This window comes from Vibrio sp. 10N.261.52.C2, from assembly GCF_041471425.1.
Lineage (GTDB): Bacteria > Pseudomonadota > Gammaproteobacteria > Enterobacterales > Vibrionaceae > Vibrio > Vibrio crassostreae_C.
The window spans coordinates 39849-60920 of the sequence record NZ_JBFROH010000040.1 but is presented as its reverse complement, the minus strand read 5'-3'; the positions used below and the strand labels follow the sequence as shown (position 1 = coordinate 60920).

General features: G+C 44.1%; 18 protein-coding genes. 9 read left to right on the top strand and 9 right to left on the bottom strand.

Annotated elements, in window-relative coordinates; translation table 11 throughout:
* On the top strand, positions 1 to 144 hold a 144-nt coding region (locus tag AB4307_RS16025), incomplete at its 5' end, for a transposase domain-containing protein (protein ID WP_214253394.1).
* A 243-nt stretch (positions 145 to 387) separates the two neighbouring features.
* On the opposite strand, the gene gcvP is transcribed toward AB4307_RS16025, so the two are convergent.
* The 3 genes from gcvP to glyA all read right to left on the bottom strand — a co-directional run bounded on the left by gcvP (position 388) and on the right by glyA (position 5081).
* A complete protein-coding gene (gene gcvP / locus AB4307_RS16020; RefSeq protein WP_372132488.1) occupies positions 388 to 3267 on the bottom strand; it encodes an aminomethyl-transferring glycine dehydrogenase in 2880 nt (959 codons plus the stop codon).
* An 89-nt stretch (positions 3268 to 3356) separates the two neighbouring features.
* A complete protein-coding gene (gene gcvH, locus AB4307_RS16015; RefSeq protein WP_017072176.1) occupies positions 3357 to 3737 on the bottom strand; it encodes a glycine cleavage system protein GcvH in 381 nt (126 codons plus the stop codon).
* A 51-nt stretch (positions 3738 to 3788) separates the two neighbouring features.
* Positions 3789 to 5081 (bottom strand): serine hydroxymethyltransferase, encoded by a 1293-nt coding sequence (gene glyA, locus AB4307_RS16010; RefSeq protein WP_017072175.1) that lies wholly within the window; start codon positions 5079 to 5081, stop codon positions 3789 to 3791.
* 440 nt (positions 5082 to 5521) lie between these two features.
* Between glyA and AB4307_RS16005 the strand changes: the two genes are divergently transcribed.
* From AB4307_RS16005 to AB4307_RS15995, 3 genes are all read left to right on the top strand, one after another.
* Positions 5522 to 6145: a helix-turn-helix domain-containing protein gene (locus AB4307_RS16005; RefSeq protein WP_017059847.1), complete on the top strand. Its 624-nt coding sequence runs from the start codon at positions 5522 to 5524 to the stop codon at positions 6143 to 6145.
* Positions 6146 to 6592: 447 nt separating this feature from the next.
* On the top strand, positions 6593 to 7726 hold the full coding sequence (gcvT, locus tag AB4307_RS16000) for a glycine cleavage system aminomethyltransferase GcvT (protein WP_372132485.1): 1134 nt from the start codon (positions 6593 to 6595) through the stop codon (positions 7724 to 7726).
* 279 nt (positions 7727 to 8005) lie between these two features.
* A complete protein-coding gene (locus AB4307_RS15995) occupies positions 8006 to 9058 on the top strand; it encodes a S1 family peptidase (RefSeq protein WP_372132483.1) in 1053 nt (350 codons plus the stop codon).
* 91 nt (positions 9059 to 9149) lie between these two features.
* Here AB4307_RS15995 and AB4307_RS15990 read toward each other — a convergent pair whose 3' ends face one another.
* Positions 9150 to 9476 carry a DEAD/DEAH box helicase family protein gene (locus AB4307_RS15990; RefSeq protein WP_017069881.1) on the bottom strand — a complete coding sequence of 109 codons (327 nt, stop codon included), beginning with the start codon at positions 9474 to 9476 and terminating at the stop codon, positions 9150 to 9152.
* 200 nt (positions 9477 to 9676) lie between these two features.
* On the opposite strand from AB4307_RS15990, the gene AB4307_RS15985 reads away from it, so the two are divergent.
* The gene (locus AB4307_RS15985) at positions 9677 to 9994 is read left to right on the top strand and encodes a helix-turn-helix transcriptional regulator (RefSeq protein ID WP_017059843.1); all 318 of its coding nucleotides are present in this window, start codon (positions 9677 to 9679) and stop codon (positions 9992 to 9994) included.
* Positions 9995 to 10087: 93 nt separating this feature from the next.
* Here AB4307_RS15985 and arfB read toward each other — a convergent pair whose 3' ends face one another.
* Positions 10088 to 10498 (bottom strand): alternative ribosome rescue aminoacyl-tRNA hydrolase ArfB, encoded by a 411-nt coding sequence (arfB, locus tag AB4307_RS15980; RefSeq protein WP_017059842.1) that lies wholly within the window; start codon positions 10496 to 10498, stop codon positions 10088 to 10090.
* 87 nt (positions 10499 to 10585) lie between these two features.
* Here arfB and AB4307_RS15975 point away from each other — a divergent pair, with 87 nt between their 5' ends.
* The gene (locus tag AB4307_RS15975) at positions 10586 to 11191 is read left to right on the top strand and encodes a beta-phosphoglucomutase family hydrolase (protein WP_017069882.1); all 606 of its coding nucleotides are present in this window, start codon (positions 10586 to 10588) and stop codon (positions 11189 to 11191) included.
* A gap of 63 nt (positions 11192 to 11254) precedes the next feature.
* On the opposite strand, the gene AB4307_RS15970 is transcribed toward AB4307_RS15975, so the two are convergent.
* The 4 genes from AB4307_RS15970 to AB4307_RS15955 all read right to left on the bottom strand — a co-directional run bounded on the left by AB4307_RS15970 (position 11255) and on the right by AB4307_RS15955 (position 17353).
* Positions 11255 to 13159, bottom strand: coding sequence for a sensor domain-containing diguanylate cyclase (locus AB4307_RS15970; RefSeq protein ID WP_372132481.1), 1905 nt, complete (start codon positions 13157 to 13159; stop codon positions 11255 to 11257).
* A gap of 237 nt (positions 13160 to 13396) precedes the next feature.
* Positions 13397 to 15145 (bottom strand): formate--tetrahydrofolate ligase, encoded by a 1749-nt coding sequence (locus AB4307_RS15965; protein ID WP_372132478.1) that lies wholly within the window; start codon positions 15143 to 15145, stop codon positions 13397 to 13399.
* A gap of 294 nt (positions 15146 to 15439) precedes the next feature.
* The gene (locus AB4307_RS15960; RefSeq protein ID WP_372132475.1) at positions 15440 to 16744 is read right to left on the bottom strand and encodes an inosine/guanosine kinase; all 1305 of its coding nucleotides are present in this window, start codon (positions 16742 to 16744) and stop codon (positions 15440 to 15442) included.
* 129 nt (positions 16745 to 16873) lie between these two features.
* Entirely contained in the window at positions 16874 to 17353 is a 480-nt protein-coding gene (locus AB4307_RS15955; RefSeq protein WP_017064645.1) for a CreA family protein, read from the bottom strand.
* 248 nt (positions 17354 to 17601) lie between these two features.
* Here AB4307_RS15955 and AB4307_RS15950 point away from each other — a divergent pair, with 248 nt between their 5' ends.
* The 3 genes from AB4307_RS15950 (at position 17602) to AB4307_RS15940 (ending at position 20993) form a co-directional block, all read left to right on the top strand.
* On the top strand, positions 17602 to 18096 hold the full coding sequence (locus AB4307_RS15950) for a hypothetical protein (protein ID WP_372132473.1): 495 nt from the start codon (positions 17602 to 17604) through the stop codon (positions 18094 to 18096).
* Positions 18097 to 18156: 60 nt separating this feature from the next.
* Positions 18157 to 19965, top strand: coding sequence for an HD domain-containing phosphohydrolase (locus AB4307_RS15945; protein WP_372132470.1), 1809 nt, complete (start codon positions 18157 to 18159; stop codon positions 19963 to 19965).
* Between the two features lie 302 nt (positions 19966 to 20267).
* Entirely contained in the window at positions 20268 to 20993 is a 726-nt protein-coding gene (locus tag AB4307_RS15940) for an HAD-IA family hydrolase (protein WP_372132467.1), read from the top strand.
* Positions 20994 to 21072: the final 79 nt, after the last annotated feature.

Sequence of the window (21072 nt, the reverse complement as noted above, 5' to 3'; positions counted from 1 at the left end):
GCGAGCGCGATGCTTTACAGTATCGTCGAGACTGCAAAAGCCAACGGCCTTATCCTCTATGACTATATGGTCAAGTGCATGAAAGAGCTAGCAAAAGCAGAGCCCGATATCGATGCACTCCTGCCTTGGAACTTCAAACATTAGTAATATCGCCCTGTAGGTTCATGGGGCGTTTACCTAAGACTCATGAGACAAGCTAACGGATGTACAAGCCTTTTGTACTTTTAGTCCATAATTGAACGCGGTGGCCAAAGAGACCGATACAACGACGAAAAAAGCGAACCATTCGGTTCGCTTTTCTATATGGTTTACGTCACAAACTTAATTGCGGTCACAGACTTAATTAATCTAGTCACAAACTTTATTGTGATGTGACAACGCTACGAATTAGTCTTCGTAGTTATCGATGCTTGGGCAAGAACAGATTAGATTACGGTCGCCGTATACGTTGTCTACACGGTTAACAGTAGGCCAGTACTTAGAGTTCTTCGTTGCTTTAGATGGGAAACAACCAAGTTCACGAGAGTAAGGGCGATCCCATTCTGCGCCAGCTAGGTCAACTTGTGTGTGTGGTGCGTTCACTAGAGGGTTGTTGTCTAGTGGCCATTCACCCGCTTTCACAGCTGCCATTTCGTGACGGATTGCGATCATCGCTTCACAGAAACGGTCTAGCTCTTCTAAATCTTCTGATTCAGTTGGCTCTACCATTAGCGTGCCAGCTACTGGGAAAGACATCGTAGGCGCGTGGAAACCGAAGTCCATTAGACGCTTAGCAATATCTTCTTCGCTGATGCCTGTTTCTTCTTTTAGTGGACGAATATCGATAATACATTCGTGCGCTACGCGGCCATTAGTACCACGGTAAAGAACAGGGTAGTGAGGACGCAGTTTTTCCATCACGTAGTTCGCGTTCAGAATCGCAACTTTAGTCGCATCTGTTAGGCCAGGTTCGCCCATCATTGCGATGTAAGCCCAAGAGATAGGTAGAATTGAAGCACTACCTAGATCTGCCGCTGATACCGCGTAGTCAGAACCTTGTACACCATTTTCGATGTGGCCTGGTAGGAAAGGTGCTAGGTGAGATTTAACACCGATAGGACCCATACCTGGACCGCCACCACCGTGTGGGATACAGAATGTTTTGTGTAGGTTCAAGTGAGATACGTCTGAACCGATGAAGCCAGGTGAAGTTAGACCTACTTGAGCGTTCATGTTCGCGCCGTCTAGATAAACCTGACCGCCCGCTGCGTGTACTTGTTCACACACTTCTTTCACTTGCTCTTCGTATACGCCGTGCGTAGAAGGGTAAGTGATCATGATGCTTGATAGGTTTTCTTTGTGCTTCTCGATTTTCGCTGCTAGGTCTGTCATGTCGATGTTGCCATCTTCATCACACTTAACAACCACTACCTTCATAGAAACCATTGATGCTGTTGCAGGGTTAGTACCGTGCGCCGAGCTTGGAATCAGACAAACGTTACGGTGACCTTCACCGCGGCTTGCGTGGTAGCGTTGAATCGCGATTAGACCTGCGTATTCGCCAGATGCTCCAGAGTTAGGCTGTAGTGAGAAATCGTCGTAACCGGTGATTTCACATAGCTTCTCTTTAAGATCTTTTGCTAGTGCTGTGTAACCCGCCGCTTGCTCTAGAGGTGCGAATGGGTGAATTGAACCAAACTCAGGCCATGTTACTGGAATCATCTCAGCAGCAGCGTTCAGCTTCATCGTACAGCTGCCCAGTGGGATCATGCCGTGCGTTAGTGAGAAGTCTTTGTTCTCAAGCTGTTTTAGGTAACGCATCATTTGCGTTTCGCTGTGGTGCGTGTTGAACACTGGGTGAGTTAGGAACTCTGATTCACGACGACAGTTTTCTGGAATTGCCGCAAACTCATTTGATGCAATGTCAGAAGATAGCGCTTGAACGTCTTCTTTTACGTCGAAGATAGCGAATAGGGCATTCACGTCGTCGACTGTGGTTGTTTCATCTAAGCTGATACCGATCTTACCTTTAAGAAGGCGCAAGTTGATGTCTGCTGCTTGTGCTTTCGCGTACAGTGCATCTGTCTTCTCTTCAGAGTTGATTGTGATGGTATCGAAGAAGCTGTTGTTTGTTAGCTCGTAACCCTCTTTAGTCAGGCCAGCCGCTAGGATAGCTGCCATGTGGTGTGTACGACGAGCGATAGTACGTAGGCCTTCTGCACCGTGGTAAACCGCGTAGAAAGACGCCATGTTTGCTAGAAGTGCTTGAGCTGTACAGATGTTCGATGTCGCTTTCTCGCGGCGGATGTGTTGCTCACGAGTTTGCATTGCCATACGTAGTGCTTGGTTACCGTGAGTATCGATTGAAACACCGATTACACGACCTGGCATTGTACGCTTATGCTTTTCACGAGTACCCATGAATGCAGCGTGTGGACCGCCGTACCCCATAGGAACGCCGAAACGTTGTGCTGAACCGATTACTACGTCTGCGCCCATTTCGCCAGCAGGCTTAAGTAGAGCAGATGCGAGTAGGTCAGTAGCAACGGTTACTAGAGTTTTGTTTGCTTGAGCTTTCGCTATGATGTCTGTTAGGTCACGAACTTCGCCCGTTGTACCAGGGTATTGAACTAATGCACCAAATACGTCTTGCTCTGGAAGTGTTTCAAGAGCGCCAACCATTACTTCAAAACCGATGTACTCAGCACGAGTTTTAACAACTTCTAGTGTTTGAGGGTGAACATCGTCAGCAACGAAGAATACTTTGCTCTTGCTTTTACCAGCACGCTTACACAGTGTCATTGCTTCGCCAGCCGCTGTCGCTTCGTCAAGAAGAGACGCGTTCGCGATTTCCATACCTGTAAGGTCCATTACCATTTGTTGGTAATTTAGTAGAGCTTCAAGACGACCTTGAGAGATCTCTGGTTGGTATGGTGTGTAAGCTGTGTACCAGCCTGGGTTCTCTAAAACGTTACGTAGAATAACGTTTGGAGTGAATGTGTTGTAGTAGCCTTGGCCAATGAAAGTACGTTTCACTTGGTTTAGGTTAGCGATCTCTTTAAGAGAGGCCAGCATGTCCATTTCGCTTAGTGGCGCAGCAAGTGTCATTGGTTTTTCAAGACGGATTTGTGCAGGAACCGTTTCGTCGATCAGTGCGTCTAGGCTAGTCGCGTTGATCGCTTCAAGCATTTTTTGCTGGTCTGCTTTATTAGGGCCGTTATGACGAGCAACAAACTCGTTTTGAGTACCCAGGTCTTTCAGTAATTGGCTTTGAAGTAATTCAGTCATGATATGTTCTACTTTCTCTCTGGAGCCGTGAGCTAGCCCCTAAAATTAAGCTGCTCAAAAGAGCAGCTTTATCGTAATGAGGTTACCTATTAGTCTTCTTCGATAGAGCTTAGGTATTCTTCCGCATCTTTAAGGTTGTCTAGTTCAGACGCATCAGACATCTTCACTTTAACAATCCAGCCACCTTCATAAGGTTCTTCGTTGATTAGCTCTGGGCTATCTTCTAATTCTTCGTTGATTTCTACGATTTCGCCAGAGATTGGTGCGTAGATATCAGAAGCAGCTTTCACTGACTCAACTAGAGAGAAGCTTTCGCCAGCTTCGATTTCGTCGTCAGTGTCAGGCAGGTCAACAAACACAACGTCACCTAGCATCTCTTGAGCGTGCTCAGAAATACCGATAGTTACAGTACCGTCACCGTTGTCTTTTACCCACTCGTGGCTGTCTGCAAACTTTAGTGTATTGTCCATTGCTTATTCTCCAAAAATTTATGAGGTTTTAATTTAAATCTTAAAAACGGTCTAACGGTAAAGAGGGAAGCGCTTGCAAAGCTCTTTAACTTGCTTGCGAACACGTTGCTCAACTTCAGCGTTGCCTTCAGGGCTTTCAACTAAGCCATCAAGTACATCGCCGATCCATTCACCGATAAGTTTGAATTCTTCAGTGCCAAAACCACGACTGGTTCCAGCTGGCGTACCTAAACGAATGCCAGAGGTAATCATAGGCTTCTCTGAATCGAATGGTATACCATTTTTGTTACATGTGATCCCTGCACGCTCTAATGCCTCTTCAGTTACGTTACCTTTCAAGCCCTTAGGACGAAGGTCAACCAGCATTAGGTGCGTGTCTGTTCCGCCAGTCACAATGTCACAACCGCGAGTTTGCAACACTTCAGCAAGAACTTTTGCGTTGTCGATCACTGAATCAATATAAGTATTAAATTCTGGGCCAAGTGCTTCGCCAAACGCCACTGCTTTAGCCGCGATAACGTGCATGAGTGGGCCGCCTTGTAGGCCAGGGAACACTGCAGAGTTGATCTTTTTGTTGATGTCTTCGTGGTTCGTCAGAATCATACCGCCGCGTGGGCCACGAAGTGTTTTGTGCGTTGTTGTTGTAACAACGTGTGCGTGTGGTAGTGGGCTAGGGTGAGCACCTGTCGCGATAAGACCCGCGATGTGTGCCATATCTACCATAAGGATAGCGCCAACTTCGTCAGCGATTTCGCGGAATTTAGCGAAGTCGATAACGCGTGGGATAGCACTACCACCTGCAATAATCATTTTAGGTTGGCATTCGATAGCGAGAGCGCGTACCGCTTCGTAATCGATTTCAAGAGTGTCGCGGTCTACGCCGTATTGAACTGCGTTGAACCATTTGCCTGAAAGCGCAGGGCGTGCACCGTGCGTAAGGTGACCACCAGCGTCAAGAGACATACCTAGGATAGTGTCGCCAGGTTGAAGTAGGGCAAGTTTAACTGCGCCGTTCGCTTGAGCACCTGAGTGAGGTTGTACGTTCGCGTATTCACACTTGAATAGCTGTTTAGCACGTTCAATCGCAATAGCTTCTACTGTATCTACGTGCTCACAACCACCGTAGTAACGACGACCTGGGTAGCCTTCTGCGTATTTGTTGGTAAGGCAAGTGCCTTGAGCTTGCATTACTGCTTTAGAAACGATGTTCTCAGAAGCAATAAGTTCGATTTGTTCGTTTTGACGAGTGTTCTCTGCTTGGATTCCAGCAAATACTGCGTCGTCAGTCGCAGATAGGTTCGTAGAGAAAAAACTGTCTAAGCTATGGTTTTGATAAGCGTTCATTGTCGAGACCTTTCATTAAGCTAATGGTGATTGTTTTTATAGTCCATTAGGTCTTACGTTGATTTCTGCATCGGTATCGTTTGCGTTATATAGGTGTATAAATAGTGCGTTGCTTCTTATTTATACGACCATAGCGTCAAAGCGATCGTTGTAGGGTCAATGCAGCACGAATTGGTTCCCAAAAATTTCGGGTAAAAAACAGCTCTTACAAATGTTAAATCTATCACTTGCTGCAAGCTGAAGTAGCATCTCTTCATCTAACAAGTCGATAACATAGCTCCGATAAAATCAATTTTCAACAAAAATTTCCAATAGGAAACAGATTTTCTCGTTTTGCTACAGGGAGCACGCTTTATTTCCCTGTGTGCTCTTTAATCAACAAAGCGCTTCATGCAACAATGAAATCAATAGACAGGAAGTAAGAAATGAATGAGGGACCTATGTCAGAAGACATTTATGATGAGTACCCATCTTTAACGTTGGCGAAAGAGACGTTAGATCAGAATATCGAACCACTTAGGCTCGGCCAGCGTATTAAAGATATCCGCAGCAAGCTGGGCATTACGTTAGAAGAGGCGAGCCAACGTACTGGTTTGGCGCGCTCTACGCTGAGTAAAATCGAGAACGAACAAATCTCACCGACGTTCCAAGCGATGCAGAAATTGGCTATGGGCTTGCAAATTGATATGCCGCAACTCTTTGAGCCACCAAGAAAAAAGGTTGCTACAGGACGTCGTGACTTAACTAAAGCAGGTCAGGGCAAACCTCACCCAACTCCGACTTACGAGCATGAACTGCTCGCGACAGAACTTTCGAATAAGAAGATGATGCCGTTCAAGAGCCGAGTGAGAGCACGCACCTTTGAAGAGTATAACGATTGGGTTCGCCACGATGGTGAGGAGTTCTTGATGGTGATCTCTGGTGATGTGATGTTCTACTCAGAATTCTATGAGCCGGTACCCATGAGCGAAGGTGACAGCATGTATTACGACGCCAACATGGGGCATATGTTGATTTCTACTAGTACAGAAGATGCACTGATTTTGTGGGTGACTGCAAAATAAGTTAACAAAGTTAGAATTTCTTATAGTGAATGCAAACGTTTGCTTTTGTTTCTAACGTTTGCCAAAAGACGCGATGTTGGTGTGAAAAGCATCAATATCGCGTTTTTGTATGCGACTGAAAGTTGTTTTTAAATTGTTAAATATCACATTTTGAGCTGTTTTAATCTTGTTAAGGGTGTAAAACTGACTCAGGCTTGTTTACTATAGTGAACACAGTTTACTCATGTTGATTGAAGTTTACTGAAGTGAATTCTTAGAAAGTGAGTCGTATAGCTTTTATACAGAAGCCTCTTTTTATATCGCTAGTAATAAAAGCCTATATAGAAGACATCACTTTTTACTATCTACTGTTTCTAACGTTAACCCATATCGTTAGAGGCGACTCTAAATAGAGATATAAGCGGCAGATTCGATTTGGAAAGCCTGCAACGCTTCATGGAGAATAAAATGACTCAAGAACACGCTAATCAAGACCTACTAAAAACACCTCTGCATGCACTTCACGTTGAAGTCGGCGCAAAAATGGTTCCTTTTGCTGGCTACGACATGCCAGTTCAGTATTCACTAGGTGTAAAGAAAGAGCACTTACACACTCGTGACGCTGCTGGTCTTTTTGATGTTTCTCACATGGGGCAACTGCGTCTACACGGTGAAAATGCAGCCGCTGTTTTAGAATCTCTGGTTCCAGTAGATATTATCGACCTGCCTTCTGGTAAGCAGCGCTACGCCTTCTTTACTAATGAACAGGGCGGCATCATGGATGATCTTATGGTTGCTAACCTTGGCGATCACCTATTTGTTGTTGTGAACGCGGCGTGTAAAACACAAGATATCGACCACCTAACGGCTCACCTTCCTGCAGACGTAAAAATGGAAGTGATTGATGACCGCGCTCTATTAGCACTTCAAGGTCCGAAAGCGTCTGAAGTTCTGGCTCGTTTCCAACCAAGCGTTGCAGACATGCTGTTCATGGATGTTCAAAAAGTCGATATCGAAGGCGTAGAGTGCATCGTAAGCCGCAGTGGTTATACCGGTGAAGATGGCTACGAAATCTCAGTACCGAACGATCACGCTGAAGCACTTGCTCGTAAACTAACATCAGAAGCAGAAGTAGAGTGGATTGGCCTTGGTGCTCGTGACTCACTTCGTCTTGAGTGTGGTCTATGTCTGTACGGTCACGATCTAGATACAACAACAACGCCGGTAGAAGCTAGCCTTTTATGGGGTATCCAAAAAGTGCGTCGTACTGACGGTGAACGTGCAGGCGGTTTCCCTGGCGCTGATATCATCCTTGAGCAAATCGCGACTAAAGACGTTCAACGCAAGCGTGTTGGTCTTGTTGGTCAGACTAAAGCACCAGTACGTGAAGGCGCTGAGCTGTTCGATGCTGAAGACAACAAGATTGGCGTTGTAACAAGTGGTACTGCGGGTCCTAACGCGGGCAAGCCTGTTTCTATGGCTTACGTTCGTACTGACCTAGCGGTTATTGGCACTGAAGTATTCGCTGAAGTTCGTGGCAAGAAGCTACCAATGACAGTAGAAAAAATGCCATTCGTACCTCAGCGTTACTATCGTGGCTAATCTCTTTTAAGAGAAACCACTAAGCTAAATGAAAGCCTATTGTTTGCTTCTCTTTATTGGGAAGCCTAACGGTAGGCTTTTTTGATTTTGGTAGCGTATGTCTTTGGTAACGTATTGCTTTTAACGTTACCCACTAACAACGGTTACTTAAAATTCGTTTATAAAATGAGATATGTGGCGATATCGTTACAAATACTTACTATAATCACGATTGTGACGTGTTATGGTGACGATTCATCATTTTTGTAAATAAGTAGTAGGGGTTACAAGGAGTTAACTATGAACGTAAACCATACAATGAGTCCGGTTCGTAAAGCCGTTTTAGGGCTTTTAACGCCATTAATTTACACATCAAGTGTTATGGCAACGGAAAACACGGACGAAAGTACTCCTGATTTGGGTGTAACACCCTATATTGTGAATGGTAGCGACGCTTCAGTCACGGAATTTCCTTCGATGGCAAGCTTGTTCATTGATCGTATTGATTATGACGGTGTTTACTCAACAGGCCCTTACTGTGGTGCGACAATTTTAGATAACTATCATGTACTGACTGCTGCACACTGTATTTATGGTGATGAGAATGCTCAACTTTTCACGGTAGTTGTTCCTCAATTGGAAGACTCTTCCCAATTTCCAAATGGAAGCATTGAAAAGGTTCGAGTCTCTGAGGTGTTTTATCCTAGTAATTACTCAAATAGCTTGAACGATTTATTACGTAATGACGTAGCCATTTTAAAACTTGAAAGTGCGCTCAACATAGATTCCGTTAATGATATTGTGAAGCGACCAACTTCTGAGGGCTATCGTAGTTCTTTAGAGACGTTTACTGCTGTGGGTCACGGTGATACACGTTCTGAATTTGACGGCACTACCTTATTACAAAAAGCAGATCTTAATTATGTAGATAATGCGACTTGTGCAACGGCCGATTTTATTAATGAAGCAGCTTTAACTAACAACCAGATCTGCTTTAACGGCAACTACAGCTCATCTACCGGACTATTCAATGGCACATGCCAAGGTGATTCAGGTGGTCCAGTTTACTGGAGAGATGGTGTTGACTATAGGCAGGTTGGAATAACTAGCTTCGGTCCAGGTACATGTGGTGGCACCTCCACCATAACTTCTGTATTCACAGAAATCTATGACTATAAAGATTGGATCGACAGTGTTATGGCTGGAACTGAAACTGCTAAGTTTGTTTCAACAGACGCGAAACGTACTGCTTCTGCTGGTAGAAGCTCATCTGGCTCAGGAGGCAGTGTGTCATTTGGCTTACTAGGCGCGTTGATGTTACTCGGTAGGTTTAGAAGAGCGATGTCTTGTTAGATACCCACGTCTTCATGTTAGCTAAACAAACGGCCAGTCATTCAACTATGACTGGCCGTTTTTGTTTTGTTTGTTTAAGCCGTTCAGAGGATTAGGCACAGAATTCAGTAGACGCTTTTCTACTGTACCTTTCGACAATCACATCCATCTCTTTAACTGCGTCGTTGATGCTTTGAATACCGCCTTGTGCGACACCTTTTTCATTTTGGTTCAGAGCAGAAAAGGCCTGCTTCAATTCTTTCTCTTCCAACATACTTCCGTGCAGCAGCACTTCTTTGTAAGTGAGTAGCCTATGCTGCACTGCAATAATTTCTGGGCGGGCATTGTCCGTTTCTAATGCGTGCTTAATGCAAGGAAATGCCAATTTATAACGATTCGCAATTTCCAATTTGACGTCTTTCTTATTCGCAATATGCAATTTTTATTATTTCCCAACACTTGAATACTCAAGTTACCTAGCCTGTACGTTCACAACTGATATCAGTGTGAAGGTTTATGAAACGTAACGGTTTTATCAAGCGAATAATATGCCTTTGATGGCTTATGTAAACCATCACAAGTCAATATGGTCTGCTTCTTGCTGAATTTAGGACATAACTGTCTTTTGAGGATGAGCTTATGTCACAAGAACCCATAATATTGGCGCTGATTGAGCGTAGGAAACAAGCCAACTTGTCTCAAGAAAAGTTAGCCTCGAGTGCAGGAATGAGCTTAAAAACCTATCAAAGGATTGAACGCGGAGAGGCGGACATCAAGATGTCTCAGTATCGTTCAATCACTAGAACCTTAAAAGTAACGGATTTGGATGTGGTGCTTGATATTGTTGGCGCATCACAAGTAACAGCGGAAGATGTAGCTGCGGTCAGTCGTCTGCTGACCAGCGAAGAGCGCCTGTTGTTGATCAAGCTGATTTTGTCGGTCAAAAAGAAGCAGTAGTCTTTCTTTCAAATAAACAGCGTAATAGATCGATTCGTTAGTCAAATTGACAGATACTTCTAGGGTAATGTGTTCTCTGAGGGCATGAAGCCATCAGCTCACTCTTCCACGCAGCTGTTTGGTGGTGCTTCTTTGTTTTTTGCTTTCTAAACGTCTTTTCTGAGAGCCACGCGTCGGCTTAGTTGCTCGTCTTACTTTTTGAACCTTTGTCGCTTCCAAGATCAATTCTTTCAAGCGCACTAAAGCATCATCTCGGTTTTGTTCCTGAGTTCTATACTGTTGCGCTTTAATGATAATCACACCGTCTTTGGTGATGCGGCTATCTTTGTGTGCGAGGAGCTTTTCTTTATAGAAGTCAGGTAGGGTAGAGTGCTTGATATCAAAACGTAAATGTATCGCGCTCGATACTTTATTGACGTTCTGACCGCCGGCTCCTTGTGCTCTGATCGCTGTTAACTGGAGTTCCCAGTCTTGAATCGAAACAGAGTTAGATATTTGTAACATAAACATCCATTTTGAACGGTAATATGGCGCCATGATACTGAATATTGGTTATGGTATCAGTAACTTTATTTAAGAGTGGTAGTAGTGATGAAAATAGATTTAACGGCATATGAAGGATTAATCTTTGATATGGACGGTACGTTGATCGATACAATGCCTGCACATGTAAAGGCGTGGGAGCGAACGGCTGAAGAGTTTGGCTTTCATTTTGAAGCGTCTTGGCTGCATAGCTTAGGTGGCATGCCGAGTTATAAGATAGCCGGTGAGGTGAACAGCAAATACGGTTTATCGCTCGACCCACAAGCGGTTTCTACGTTTAAAATGGCGTCGTTTGCGGCTATCGAAGACAAAGGAGACGTTATCCCTTGTACTCACTCTCTGTTGTTAGAGCATCTGGGTAACAAGAAGATTGCAGTCGGAACGGGCAGTCAACGTAAAAGTGCCGAACAGTTACTGGATAAGACAGAGATCTTGAGTAAGCTCGATATTCTCGTGACAGCAACAGACGTTAAGAATCACAAACCAAATCCGGATACTTTCTTAGATGCGTGTTTTGGTATGGGTTTGCAGCCAAAGCAGTGTGTTGTGTTTGAAGATACGAACCTAGGTAAGCAGGCTGCTCATGCTGCGAACATGGATTGTATTCTAGTGGTAGAGGGGAACAAACTAGAGTTCTATCCTGCACCAAGCTGATTGCAAGGATTGGGTTGTTAAACCGCCAAACTAATAGCCTAGCGGAACAATACTGATTTTCTGTTAGGCGATTTCGCTCATTTCGCTGTCTAGGAACAGGCACACACTGTTTCGACCTGCTGCTTTGGCTTCATAAAGTGCTAAATCGGCGCACTTGTAGTTAAGAGCAGGGTCGTTGGTCAGGTTGGTAATTCCACCACTGACCGTCACCACGTTATCGAGCTCAATACTGACTGCGATTCTCAATCTGTTAAGTACATACTCAGCTTCTTCTGTTGTGGTATGAGGCAGAATAACGCCAAACTCTTCGCCACCAATACGAGCCACAAAATCAGTTTCTCGACACTCTCGTTGTAATACTTGAGCAACGGTTTGAATGACGCGATCTCCATAATCGTGACCAAATCTGTCGTTGATGCGTTTGAAGTGGTCTATGTCCAAAATCGCTAAACAAGACTGTTCGCGAGTAGGGTAACGATTAACACGAGAGCACTCATCTCGCAGCTCAAGATCGAATTTACGGCGGTTCCAACACCCAGCTAAGGCATCTTTTTCACTCAGGTTTCTCAGTTTGTTTTCTAGCTCTTTGTGTTTACTTATATCCACAAATGAAGCGACATAAAACTGAATCACGTCTTTCGAGTCTTTAATGGTTTGGATTCGCAATATTTCCGTGATCAAAGACCCGTCTTTACGACGATTAACCACTTCGCCTTCCCACATGCCTTTCTCTTTGATGATGCTCCACATCTTGATGTAGAACTCTTCGTTGTAGCGACCAGAGGCAAACATGGACGGTTGGCGGCCTTTTACGTCTTCTAACTCGTAGCCACTCACACGGGTGAACTCTTGGTTTACTTTGATGATTCGGTTGTTTCTGTCGGTAATCACCAAGGCAGACATGCCATTCATTGCGGCCTTAGCAAGTTGGCTCTCGATACTGTTCTTCTTGTGGTTGCTGTTCCACAATACGAAGCCAGCGGAGATCATCGAAATCAAGAAAGACAAGGTGATGATCTGAACGACGATCGCTTGTTTTTCTTGTCGGTATTGACTGCTGAACTGCTGATTTTCAATGTGAAGAACCATGTAAATAGGGCCTTCAAACTGTTTGATTTTAGGGCTGATGTCGGAATGAAAATACCAGTTCTCACCATCGAAATAGCTCGAAGATGTCTTGTCTTGAATCGCAGTCCAAAGCTCAGGGTATAACTTTGCGTAAGTCTGCTCTGAACGTGATTCAATTACATGTCCGAAAGATTCCGTAGGATCCGGCCCCATGATTATGTGTCCGGTTTTGTTGAGAATAATAGGAACAGCAGAAGATGCACCAATTTGATAGTGAAGGCGCTTATAAATCTCAAGCATGTTCAGGTTTGCGATGAAGTAACCAATAATGCGGTTGTTTTCAGCGACTGGCGTCATAATGCGTAGCGCTGGAATCAAAGGGCGAACGATCTCTCCGTTTTCGACTTCAAGATCAATACCGCGAGAGCTAATCTCACCAATCTTTAATTGCTGTAGTACCTCATAGTAATCACGCGAAGACTTGTTCTGCAGTTCACTATCTGGAACCACGATTGCTTGATTGTCTTTATAATTAACGCGAAACACTTCGTTGCCAGCTAGATCGAGGTAACGAAGCTGGGAATAGTATTTTTGGCCACGAGCTAACATCACCCAAAGATCTTGCAGGGTTTCTTTATGGATAATAGAAGGTTCTCGAATCGCTCGGAGTAGTGTTTGAGAGTCGGCGATTGAAGGAATAGAGTTAGAGATTTGCTCAACAATAACAGCGAGTTCATGAAAGCTGTATTCGATTTGATTTTGGCTAGACTGCTTAATATTTAGAGTGTGCTGAGCATCAATTCTGTCAAGTTCAGAATTGATGTAGAGGGCAGGGACTAGTCCTAGGGCAAAGATGGTACATAGAAATTGGCTGACTAGTTTTTTTATACTTGTATTCATCACTGTCCTCAAAGAATCAGCGCAATACTATATATTTTATAGGGTTTTTAATGTGATCTTGACCCAGAAGTTAAGACAAGATTCGCATATAACTACGATTTAAGTGCAACTTATTGCACTTAAGCTTGATTGTTGAGCAATCACTTTGTTAGTAATTGATTGCTCAATATATAACGATGTTCCGAAATATTAGCCAAATTAATTGCGATTAATTGCCGCTTATCTAACTAAGGACAGCTAGCTTAGGCCTACGATATTTCCATTACTATCAATATCTAACGACATGAACGCCGGTTTGTCAGGCAAGCCTGGCATGGTCATCACATTGCCGCACAACGCGTAAATAAAACCAGCACCAGCACACAATTTTAGTTCTCTAACGGGCACGTCAAATTGGATTGGTGCACCTTTTACGTGTGCTTCTGTCGAGATCGATAATGGTGTTTTTGCTAAACAAACCGATAGGTCGTTATAGCCATGCAGTTTGAGTTCGGCCAGTTGTTTTTTAGCCAGTGGAGATAGCGTAATACTTGCTGCGCCATAGCCAACTTCAGCGACTGCCATCAGCTTTTCTTCTAGGCTTTGCTCTGAGTGATACAAAGGCTTAAATCCACTCTGTTTTTGGCAAGCTTTTACCACGGCGTGAGCCAGTTGAGTCGCCCCTTCGCCACCTTGACCAAATGCTTCGCTTACTTCAACGCTAACGCTTGGATCGAAGTCGGTGATCATCTGTTTCAAAGCATCGAGCTCTTGAGCTGAGTCTTGTGGGAATCGGTTAATCGCAACAACTGTAGGCACTTGGTATTGCTTAACGTTAGTGATGTGCCATTTTAGGTTCTCAAACCCTGCAACAAGCGCGTCTTGGTCATCATTAAAGATTGAATCAGGTAACGGAGTGCCCGGTCTCAAATCGTATAAACCAGAGTTAGCCTTTAATCCACGTAAGGTTGCGACAACCACAGCGCAATCGGGCTTCTTGTTCGACGCTTTCGCTTTTATGTTGCACGCTTTCTCAAAGCCCATGTCTGAGCCGAAACCACCTTCAGTTACCACAAAGTCACTCAGCTTTAACGCTATTTTATCGGCAATAATTGAAGAGTTACCATGTGCGATGTTCGCGAAAGGCCCGGCGTGAATTAGGGTAGGAACGCCTTCAAGGGTTTGCATCAATGTTGGTTCAATAGAATCCTTCATGGTCACGGTCATTGCGCCTGCAACGTTGAAGTCATCTGCGGTTAGCGGCAAGCCTTGATTGTTGTAAGCAAGTACCACCCGTCCGATACGCTTTCTTAAATCTTGAAGGTCATCAGCTAGAGCAAGAATGGCCATTAGCTCAGAAGCGGCTGAGATATCAAATCCATCTTCGCGCTCAAAGCCATTAATTGTTTTGTCTGCTTCGTTCTTGCCAACCGTGATCATGCGTAATGCGCGATCATTATGGTCAAGTACACGTCGCCAAACGATTCTGCTTGGGTCGATATTCAATGCTTTTAAGCCTGAGCGCGTTTCAAAGGCGTCTAACCCTTCACGCTGTTCATGATACAAACGTGCATCAATGGCGGCGGAGGCGAGGTTGTGAGCGGCCGTAACAGCATGAATATCGCCCGTGAGATGCAGGTTTAATTGTTCCATAGGGGCAACTTGAGAGTAACCACCGCCCGCTGCGCCGCCTTTTACACCAAATACCGGGCCCATTGAAGGCTGACGAATGCAGGCCATTGCAGATTGGTTAATCTTTGCGAGGCCTTGTGCTAATCCGATAGTAGTGACGGTTTTGCCTTCACCAAGAGGTGTCGGTGTGATCGCCGTGACTACGACTAACTTACCATCTTGTTGGTTGGCGAGGCGTTCAAGTGATGTGAGAGACACTTTAGATTTGAATTGCCCTAATGGCTGATGTTCGTTGTGGTGCAGGCCAGCTTGCTTGGCAACCTCACTGATGTTTTTAAGGGGAGTAGAGCGACAAATATCAATATCAGACAGCATATTTGATCCTTATATCAGAACCGAAAGGTGGTACGTAAACGTTTGCGTGGCGATAGTACTGTATAAATTTGCCAAGTAAAGGCAAACCACACGAATTATGTGCTGGAAGATAACAGATCTAAAGAGTCATTGCGCGAGATCAAATCTTAAACGAGCAAAATATTCGATATGATTAACTTCAGCTGCCGTTATATTGGTGTTGAATACAAAAAGGGCTGCATATAGCAGCCCTTCAAGGAATGGGTAATCTCACTTGGCGTTAACCTTTAAGAGGTAACTGCCTAATATGGTCGATTAACGTTCCCAGTATGTTTCTTCTAAGCTATCTTCGCGTTCAGGTAATGCACGAGAAAGGCGAGGAGAGTGCTGAGTCAACACTTCGTAGCTTACACGGTTTGCGTACTTACAAATTTGAGACAGTGAAGAGTAAGTTAGACAAGTGTGCTCGTGTTTCTCTGAGTTTGGTACATTCACGTGGTGGTAGCTATTTGCTGCCATGTCGTGAAGTAGTGCTGAAAGTGCACCATCGCCAGCGCCATTGGTATTCTTAATCTCAAGTGGGCCACCTAGGTAAGGGCCAATGTGAGAGTACACTTTTACTGGGTCTTTACAGTCTTGCTTACGCATCGCACGGCTGAATTCGTATTTATTGAACTCAGGGATGTTACCCGGTAACAATGGCAGTGTGGTTTCGCGTTTCGCTGGTTCGTCAGTGTAACCTGCCATGTATAGACCAATAGGACCTGCAGTACATAGAACTAGGTCAACCCACTCAAGTGCCTTGTTAGCAGCCAATAGAGGATCTTTTTCACCCGTTAGCGCTTCACCTTCATCTTCGTTCATCGCGACGATGGTTACGTTTTCTTTCAGGTATTCTTGCCACCATTCAGCGTTGCCTTCGATCACATACTTAGTACCAAGTGTTAGTACAACAGGCACATTGTGCGCTTTCGCGTATTCAATCGCTTTTTGTACCGCTTTTGGCATCGGATCTTCAGGTTTGCCACGCATTAGGTATGACGACACAACCAATGCAGAAGCTTTCTCGAAGACTTTTTCAGGAATGCTTTCTGGAAGAAGTTGGTTCATGTGGCCTTCGTTGATTGCAAACGTACGTTCGCCATCTTCAGAAATCAGCGTGTAACAACGACCAATTGGACCATCAACAGTTTGAAGGTGGTTTAGATTCATACGAGAAGAAGTGCGGCAAAGGTAACGATAACCAAATGAGCCAACTTCAATCTTCTTAGACATTACGCCAAGCAGGACAGATTTGCTGTCCGCAAGTACGGAATAGTTGTGCAGTGTGTTGCCGATAGTATCGCCAGGATATTGATGCGTGATCAAACCGCGCTCAACTAACTCTTCATACAGCGCATCTGCTTTACTTTCTTCCAATACCAGTGAGTGACCTTTACTCAGCTCGTATTTTTCTAGGAACTCGTTGTCAACACGGGCTTCGATATCAACAATCGTTTGGCCAACACCCACAATCGTTGCGCGGTGAAGCTTAGGCGTTTGTTGAATTTGGTTGACCAACGGATCACGTGCGTGAGTTGGAAAGTAGTGCTTAGATTTACGCTGTCCAGGAAACTTCATATGAAAAATACAGTGAAAAAATTTTGCCGCATGATATCACATTTTGTTTCTGTTTCTTTCATTTTTATTACATTTTGAATCACCTGCACAATGTCTGTACAGGTGATTCAACTAACTATATGTTTGAAACTACTCGGTTGGCTGTACTAACGTCGCTGGATCAACGTAAGCCTCTGTACCCCATAGTGGAACAGTTGAAAGGCTGTGTTTGAAGCTACCTTCTGTTTCTTTGGTGGTGTAAGACAAGTAAAGCAGCGACTGATTCTCTGCATCGTAGATGCGACGAACCTTCATTGTTTTAAAGAAGATACTTTTCGATTGCTTGAATACCACTTCGCCAGACTTACTCTTGTCTATTTGAGCAATCATTTCTGGTGTAATTTCACCTGTTTGACGACAAGATATAGAGCTATCACTTGGATCAGAAAGGCTAAGGTTTGCTTCGATTGATGCGATATGACAGGTAACACCCGCGATCTTATCGTCATCTAATGAAGACATCTTGATATCCTTCATTGTGAAGAAACCCAGTGAGACGTCGCCAACCTCGTTGTCCGAACAGCCAGCTAACATTGTCACGATACCTGCTGCTATTAAGGCTTTTTTCATAAGAAGTCCTTTTTATTTATATAGTTCTGTTTACTATAAGGATATTGAAAGCTTGGATACGAGTGTAGAGCTTTTCGTTAAGTTCTTAAAGGATGTTGTTGGATAATGAAAAATATGAAGCATTTAAAGTACTTGTTGGCCTTGGTCATGCTCTGTATGCTCTCTGCTTGTAGCTCGGCACCTCAGCCGACCGTATGTCTTCCAAATAACTGCGATATTTGGGGATACTAACCGTAGGTACTAAAAGAATGAATAACGAAATACCTGAAATTGCACACAAGAAAAACCAATGGCTATTTAGTCAGCTCGATATTGCTTACCCCGCAAAAGAGAGCCTCCTCGGCCGTGAACTTTATCAAAGCAAACTTCCATCCAAGACATACCAACTCCTAGCACAAGATCAAACTCCTTCCCAAATTGATGAACTGCATAAAGTCGATTTCCATAAATTGACCGTGCTATTTTCACTCAACCAAGCAAGCGTTTACCAAGATGAAATCGAAAGGGCACACATGCTTGAGTTCTTGAGCCAAATTATGCTTTCTGACGATCATGTATTATATATTGGTACTCAAAACGGTGAAGTTGTGGCGAGCGCTATCGTCACAGAAGCGGATGGTTCCCTATTGATCTCGGATGTCGTTTCTGAAAATGGTCAAAGTATCAACAACTTTGCTAAGCAGTTACACGATTTTTGGGCACAAGATCATGCTTCTTGCGATAAAGTATGGATCGAGAACTAAAGATTCTTTGACAAAGCGTTAATCTAAGTACAATACCCCGTCTTATTTAAAGGGTATTGTATGTACAAGCTATTGATATCAATCGCTGTATTATGTGTTAGCGCTTATTCTTCACTCAGTTTTGCTAACGACTGGGATATTAAACGCATCCTAGTTTTACACTCATACGAACCTTCTTATCAATGGACTGCTGACTTCCAAAAAGGGATAGACAGTGCGTTCAGCCAGTCTCAAACCGAAGCTAAACTCTCAATAGAGTATTTGGATTCAAAGCGTGTCCACAGCCCAGAGTATTACGACTCTCTCGCGAACTACTTACGTGCGAAGTATGCAGGTTATAAATTTGATGGCGTAATTGCGACGGACGATAACGCAGCCAATTTTCTTGAATCTCTGCCTAATTTGATTGATCGCTCCACACCTGTCGTTGCAGCCGGCATCAATGATTTCAGCACCGACATGTACGCGGTGTCTGACAGAGCAACTGTGCTTTACGAGAACGATCAGATAGACGTTAATATTAAGCTGATCTCCAAATTAAGACCTAATCTAAAGAATCTCTATTTTGTAAATGATTACAGTGTCACGTCTGAATTGATTCATAAAGAAATGAACAAAATGATGGCTGAATTTTCAAATATCAATCTCGTAGAAATTCGCGACTTGTCGCTGGAGCATACGAGCCAATTTTTGGAAGGGATCTCTGCGGACGATGCGGTATTGCTCAGTCATTACAACACCGAATTAAAGCAAGGGGTTTATCACACTTACCAAGAGATTGCGGATACGTTGTCAAAAGCGAGTGCTGCTCCGGTGTTTGCTTTATGGCAGTTCTATATTTCGGGTGATGTACTCGGTGGTTACGTTAATCACTCACAAAGCATGGGTGAACAGGCCGTCGATGCGTTGGATAAATACCTTCCACTTGGTTTTACTACACCGTTAACTCCCGGAGACAACAAACGTTTTGTATTCAATTACCCTGCAATGAAGAGATACGGGATTAGTGGAAACGCGTTACCTGACGAAGCGGTTTTCATTAACGAGCCTTCATCCTTTATTCGCAAAAACTTCCAGTTGTTATTGGGGCTGTCGATGGTGATTGCGGGTTTGAGCCTGATCATCTTGATGCAATTTGTCACTCTGCGCCAAAAGAAAGAGTTGGCGAATAAGAACAAACGAATCTTAAAGCTTCAGAAACAGACCTTGAATATCCAAAAGGATATGATTCATGTTCTCGGAGAGGCAATTGAAACCCGCTCTGGCGAAACTGGTAATCACGTTAAGCGTGTAGCCAAGTTGTCTGCACTGCTTGCTAAGTATCGTGGCTTGAGCCATCGCGAGGTCGAGATGATTGAGATCATCAGCCCAATGCACGATGTGGGTAAGATTTCAGTCCCTGAATCAATCTTGGATAAACCTGGGAAATTAACCGACCAAGAGTGGGAGGTGATGAAGCTTCATACTACGGCTGGCTATAACTTACTAAAGAGCGGAGCGGGTGATATTACCAACCTCGCGGCAATCATTGCTAACGAACATCACGAGCGTTGGGATGGTGCTGGATACCCTAATGGCAAAGTGGGAGATGAAATACACCTGTTTGCTCGTATCACTGCCGTAGCCGATGTATTTGATGCACTGCTTAGTGCACGTTGCTACAAAGAGCCGTGGCCATTAGAGATGGTGGTCGATTTGTTCGAGCGAGAGTGTGGCTACCAGTTTGATCCTCAGCTAACTAAATTGCTACTGAAACACTTACCCGAGTTTGTCGCTATCCGAGATTCGTATCCCGATACTGGAACTATAGAATATGCGTCTGCACCTACTATTGAAGCAAAGGTATTAGAAGAGTCGGTTGTTAGCTAACCGTTTCTTTATCTGAGTAGCCTATAAGCCATTTTTTTATCGATTCACCACGATCCGGCTAGGAAGTAGTGATTTATATTTTCTCCTGAAATTGAGTAGCTTATGTAAACCTCGCAGTATTTGGTTTCGTAGAATCTGGGTTAATTTAATGAAAACTGTTGCTTATGCTGAGCGATAAAGTGATCAACTCCATATTTCGCGAAGAGAAATAAGCCTGTATCTGCAAACTGTTACCTCAATCATCTCGCGCATTGAAAGAACACTATAGGATAAAACTTGGATTCAATCTGAGTGAGGTACCTATGCGGTTAGAACAGACTAAATGTGTGATTTTCGATTGTGACGGAACACTTATCGATAGTGAAAAGCTGTGCTGCCAAGCTTTGGTGAACGTTTTCACTGGCTTTGGATCGGAGCTAAACGTCAACGACTGCTATGCGCACTTTCAAGGCGGGAAGCTAGCCGACATCTTAATGGATACACAAGAACGTCTTGGGTTATCTATCTCGATTGATACACTTGAGCCGTTATATCGCAATGAATTACAAGCACTGTTCCAGCGTCATTTAAAACCGATGGATGGCGCTATCGAACTTATTGAATTTCTCAAACAACAAGACATCGAGTTTTGTATTGCTTCCAATGCACCGAAATCTAGGGTTGAATCTTCATTGGCGATGACAGGCATGCTAGACGACTTCAAAGGCAAAGTGTTCTCAGCTTTTGATGCTAACAGCTGGAAGCCAGAGCCTGATCTAATCATGTACACGGCCATGAACATGGGCTTTCTGCCAAATGAGTGCATCTACGTGGATGATACGTTGAAAGGGATTGAGGCTGGTGTTCGCGCGGGTATCCAATCGTTTCGATTACGCCCGAGTATTGATGAAGCAATCGTAGATCCCGAAGCCGACTCAGCAGAACTCGCGGCTCAGGATATCTACAGTTTAGAAGAAATTTCAGTTTGGATTAATGGCAAGCACTGCTCAAATGGTGGTATATCGAATTCTGCAGCTTTGGTGGGGTAGAGCTTAGTTGAAGGCTGACTACCTTACTAAATTGTTTGGTGTGGAAACCGCAAGATGCACAAGTAAACTTTTCTCCACT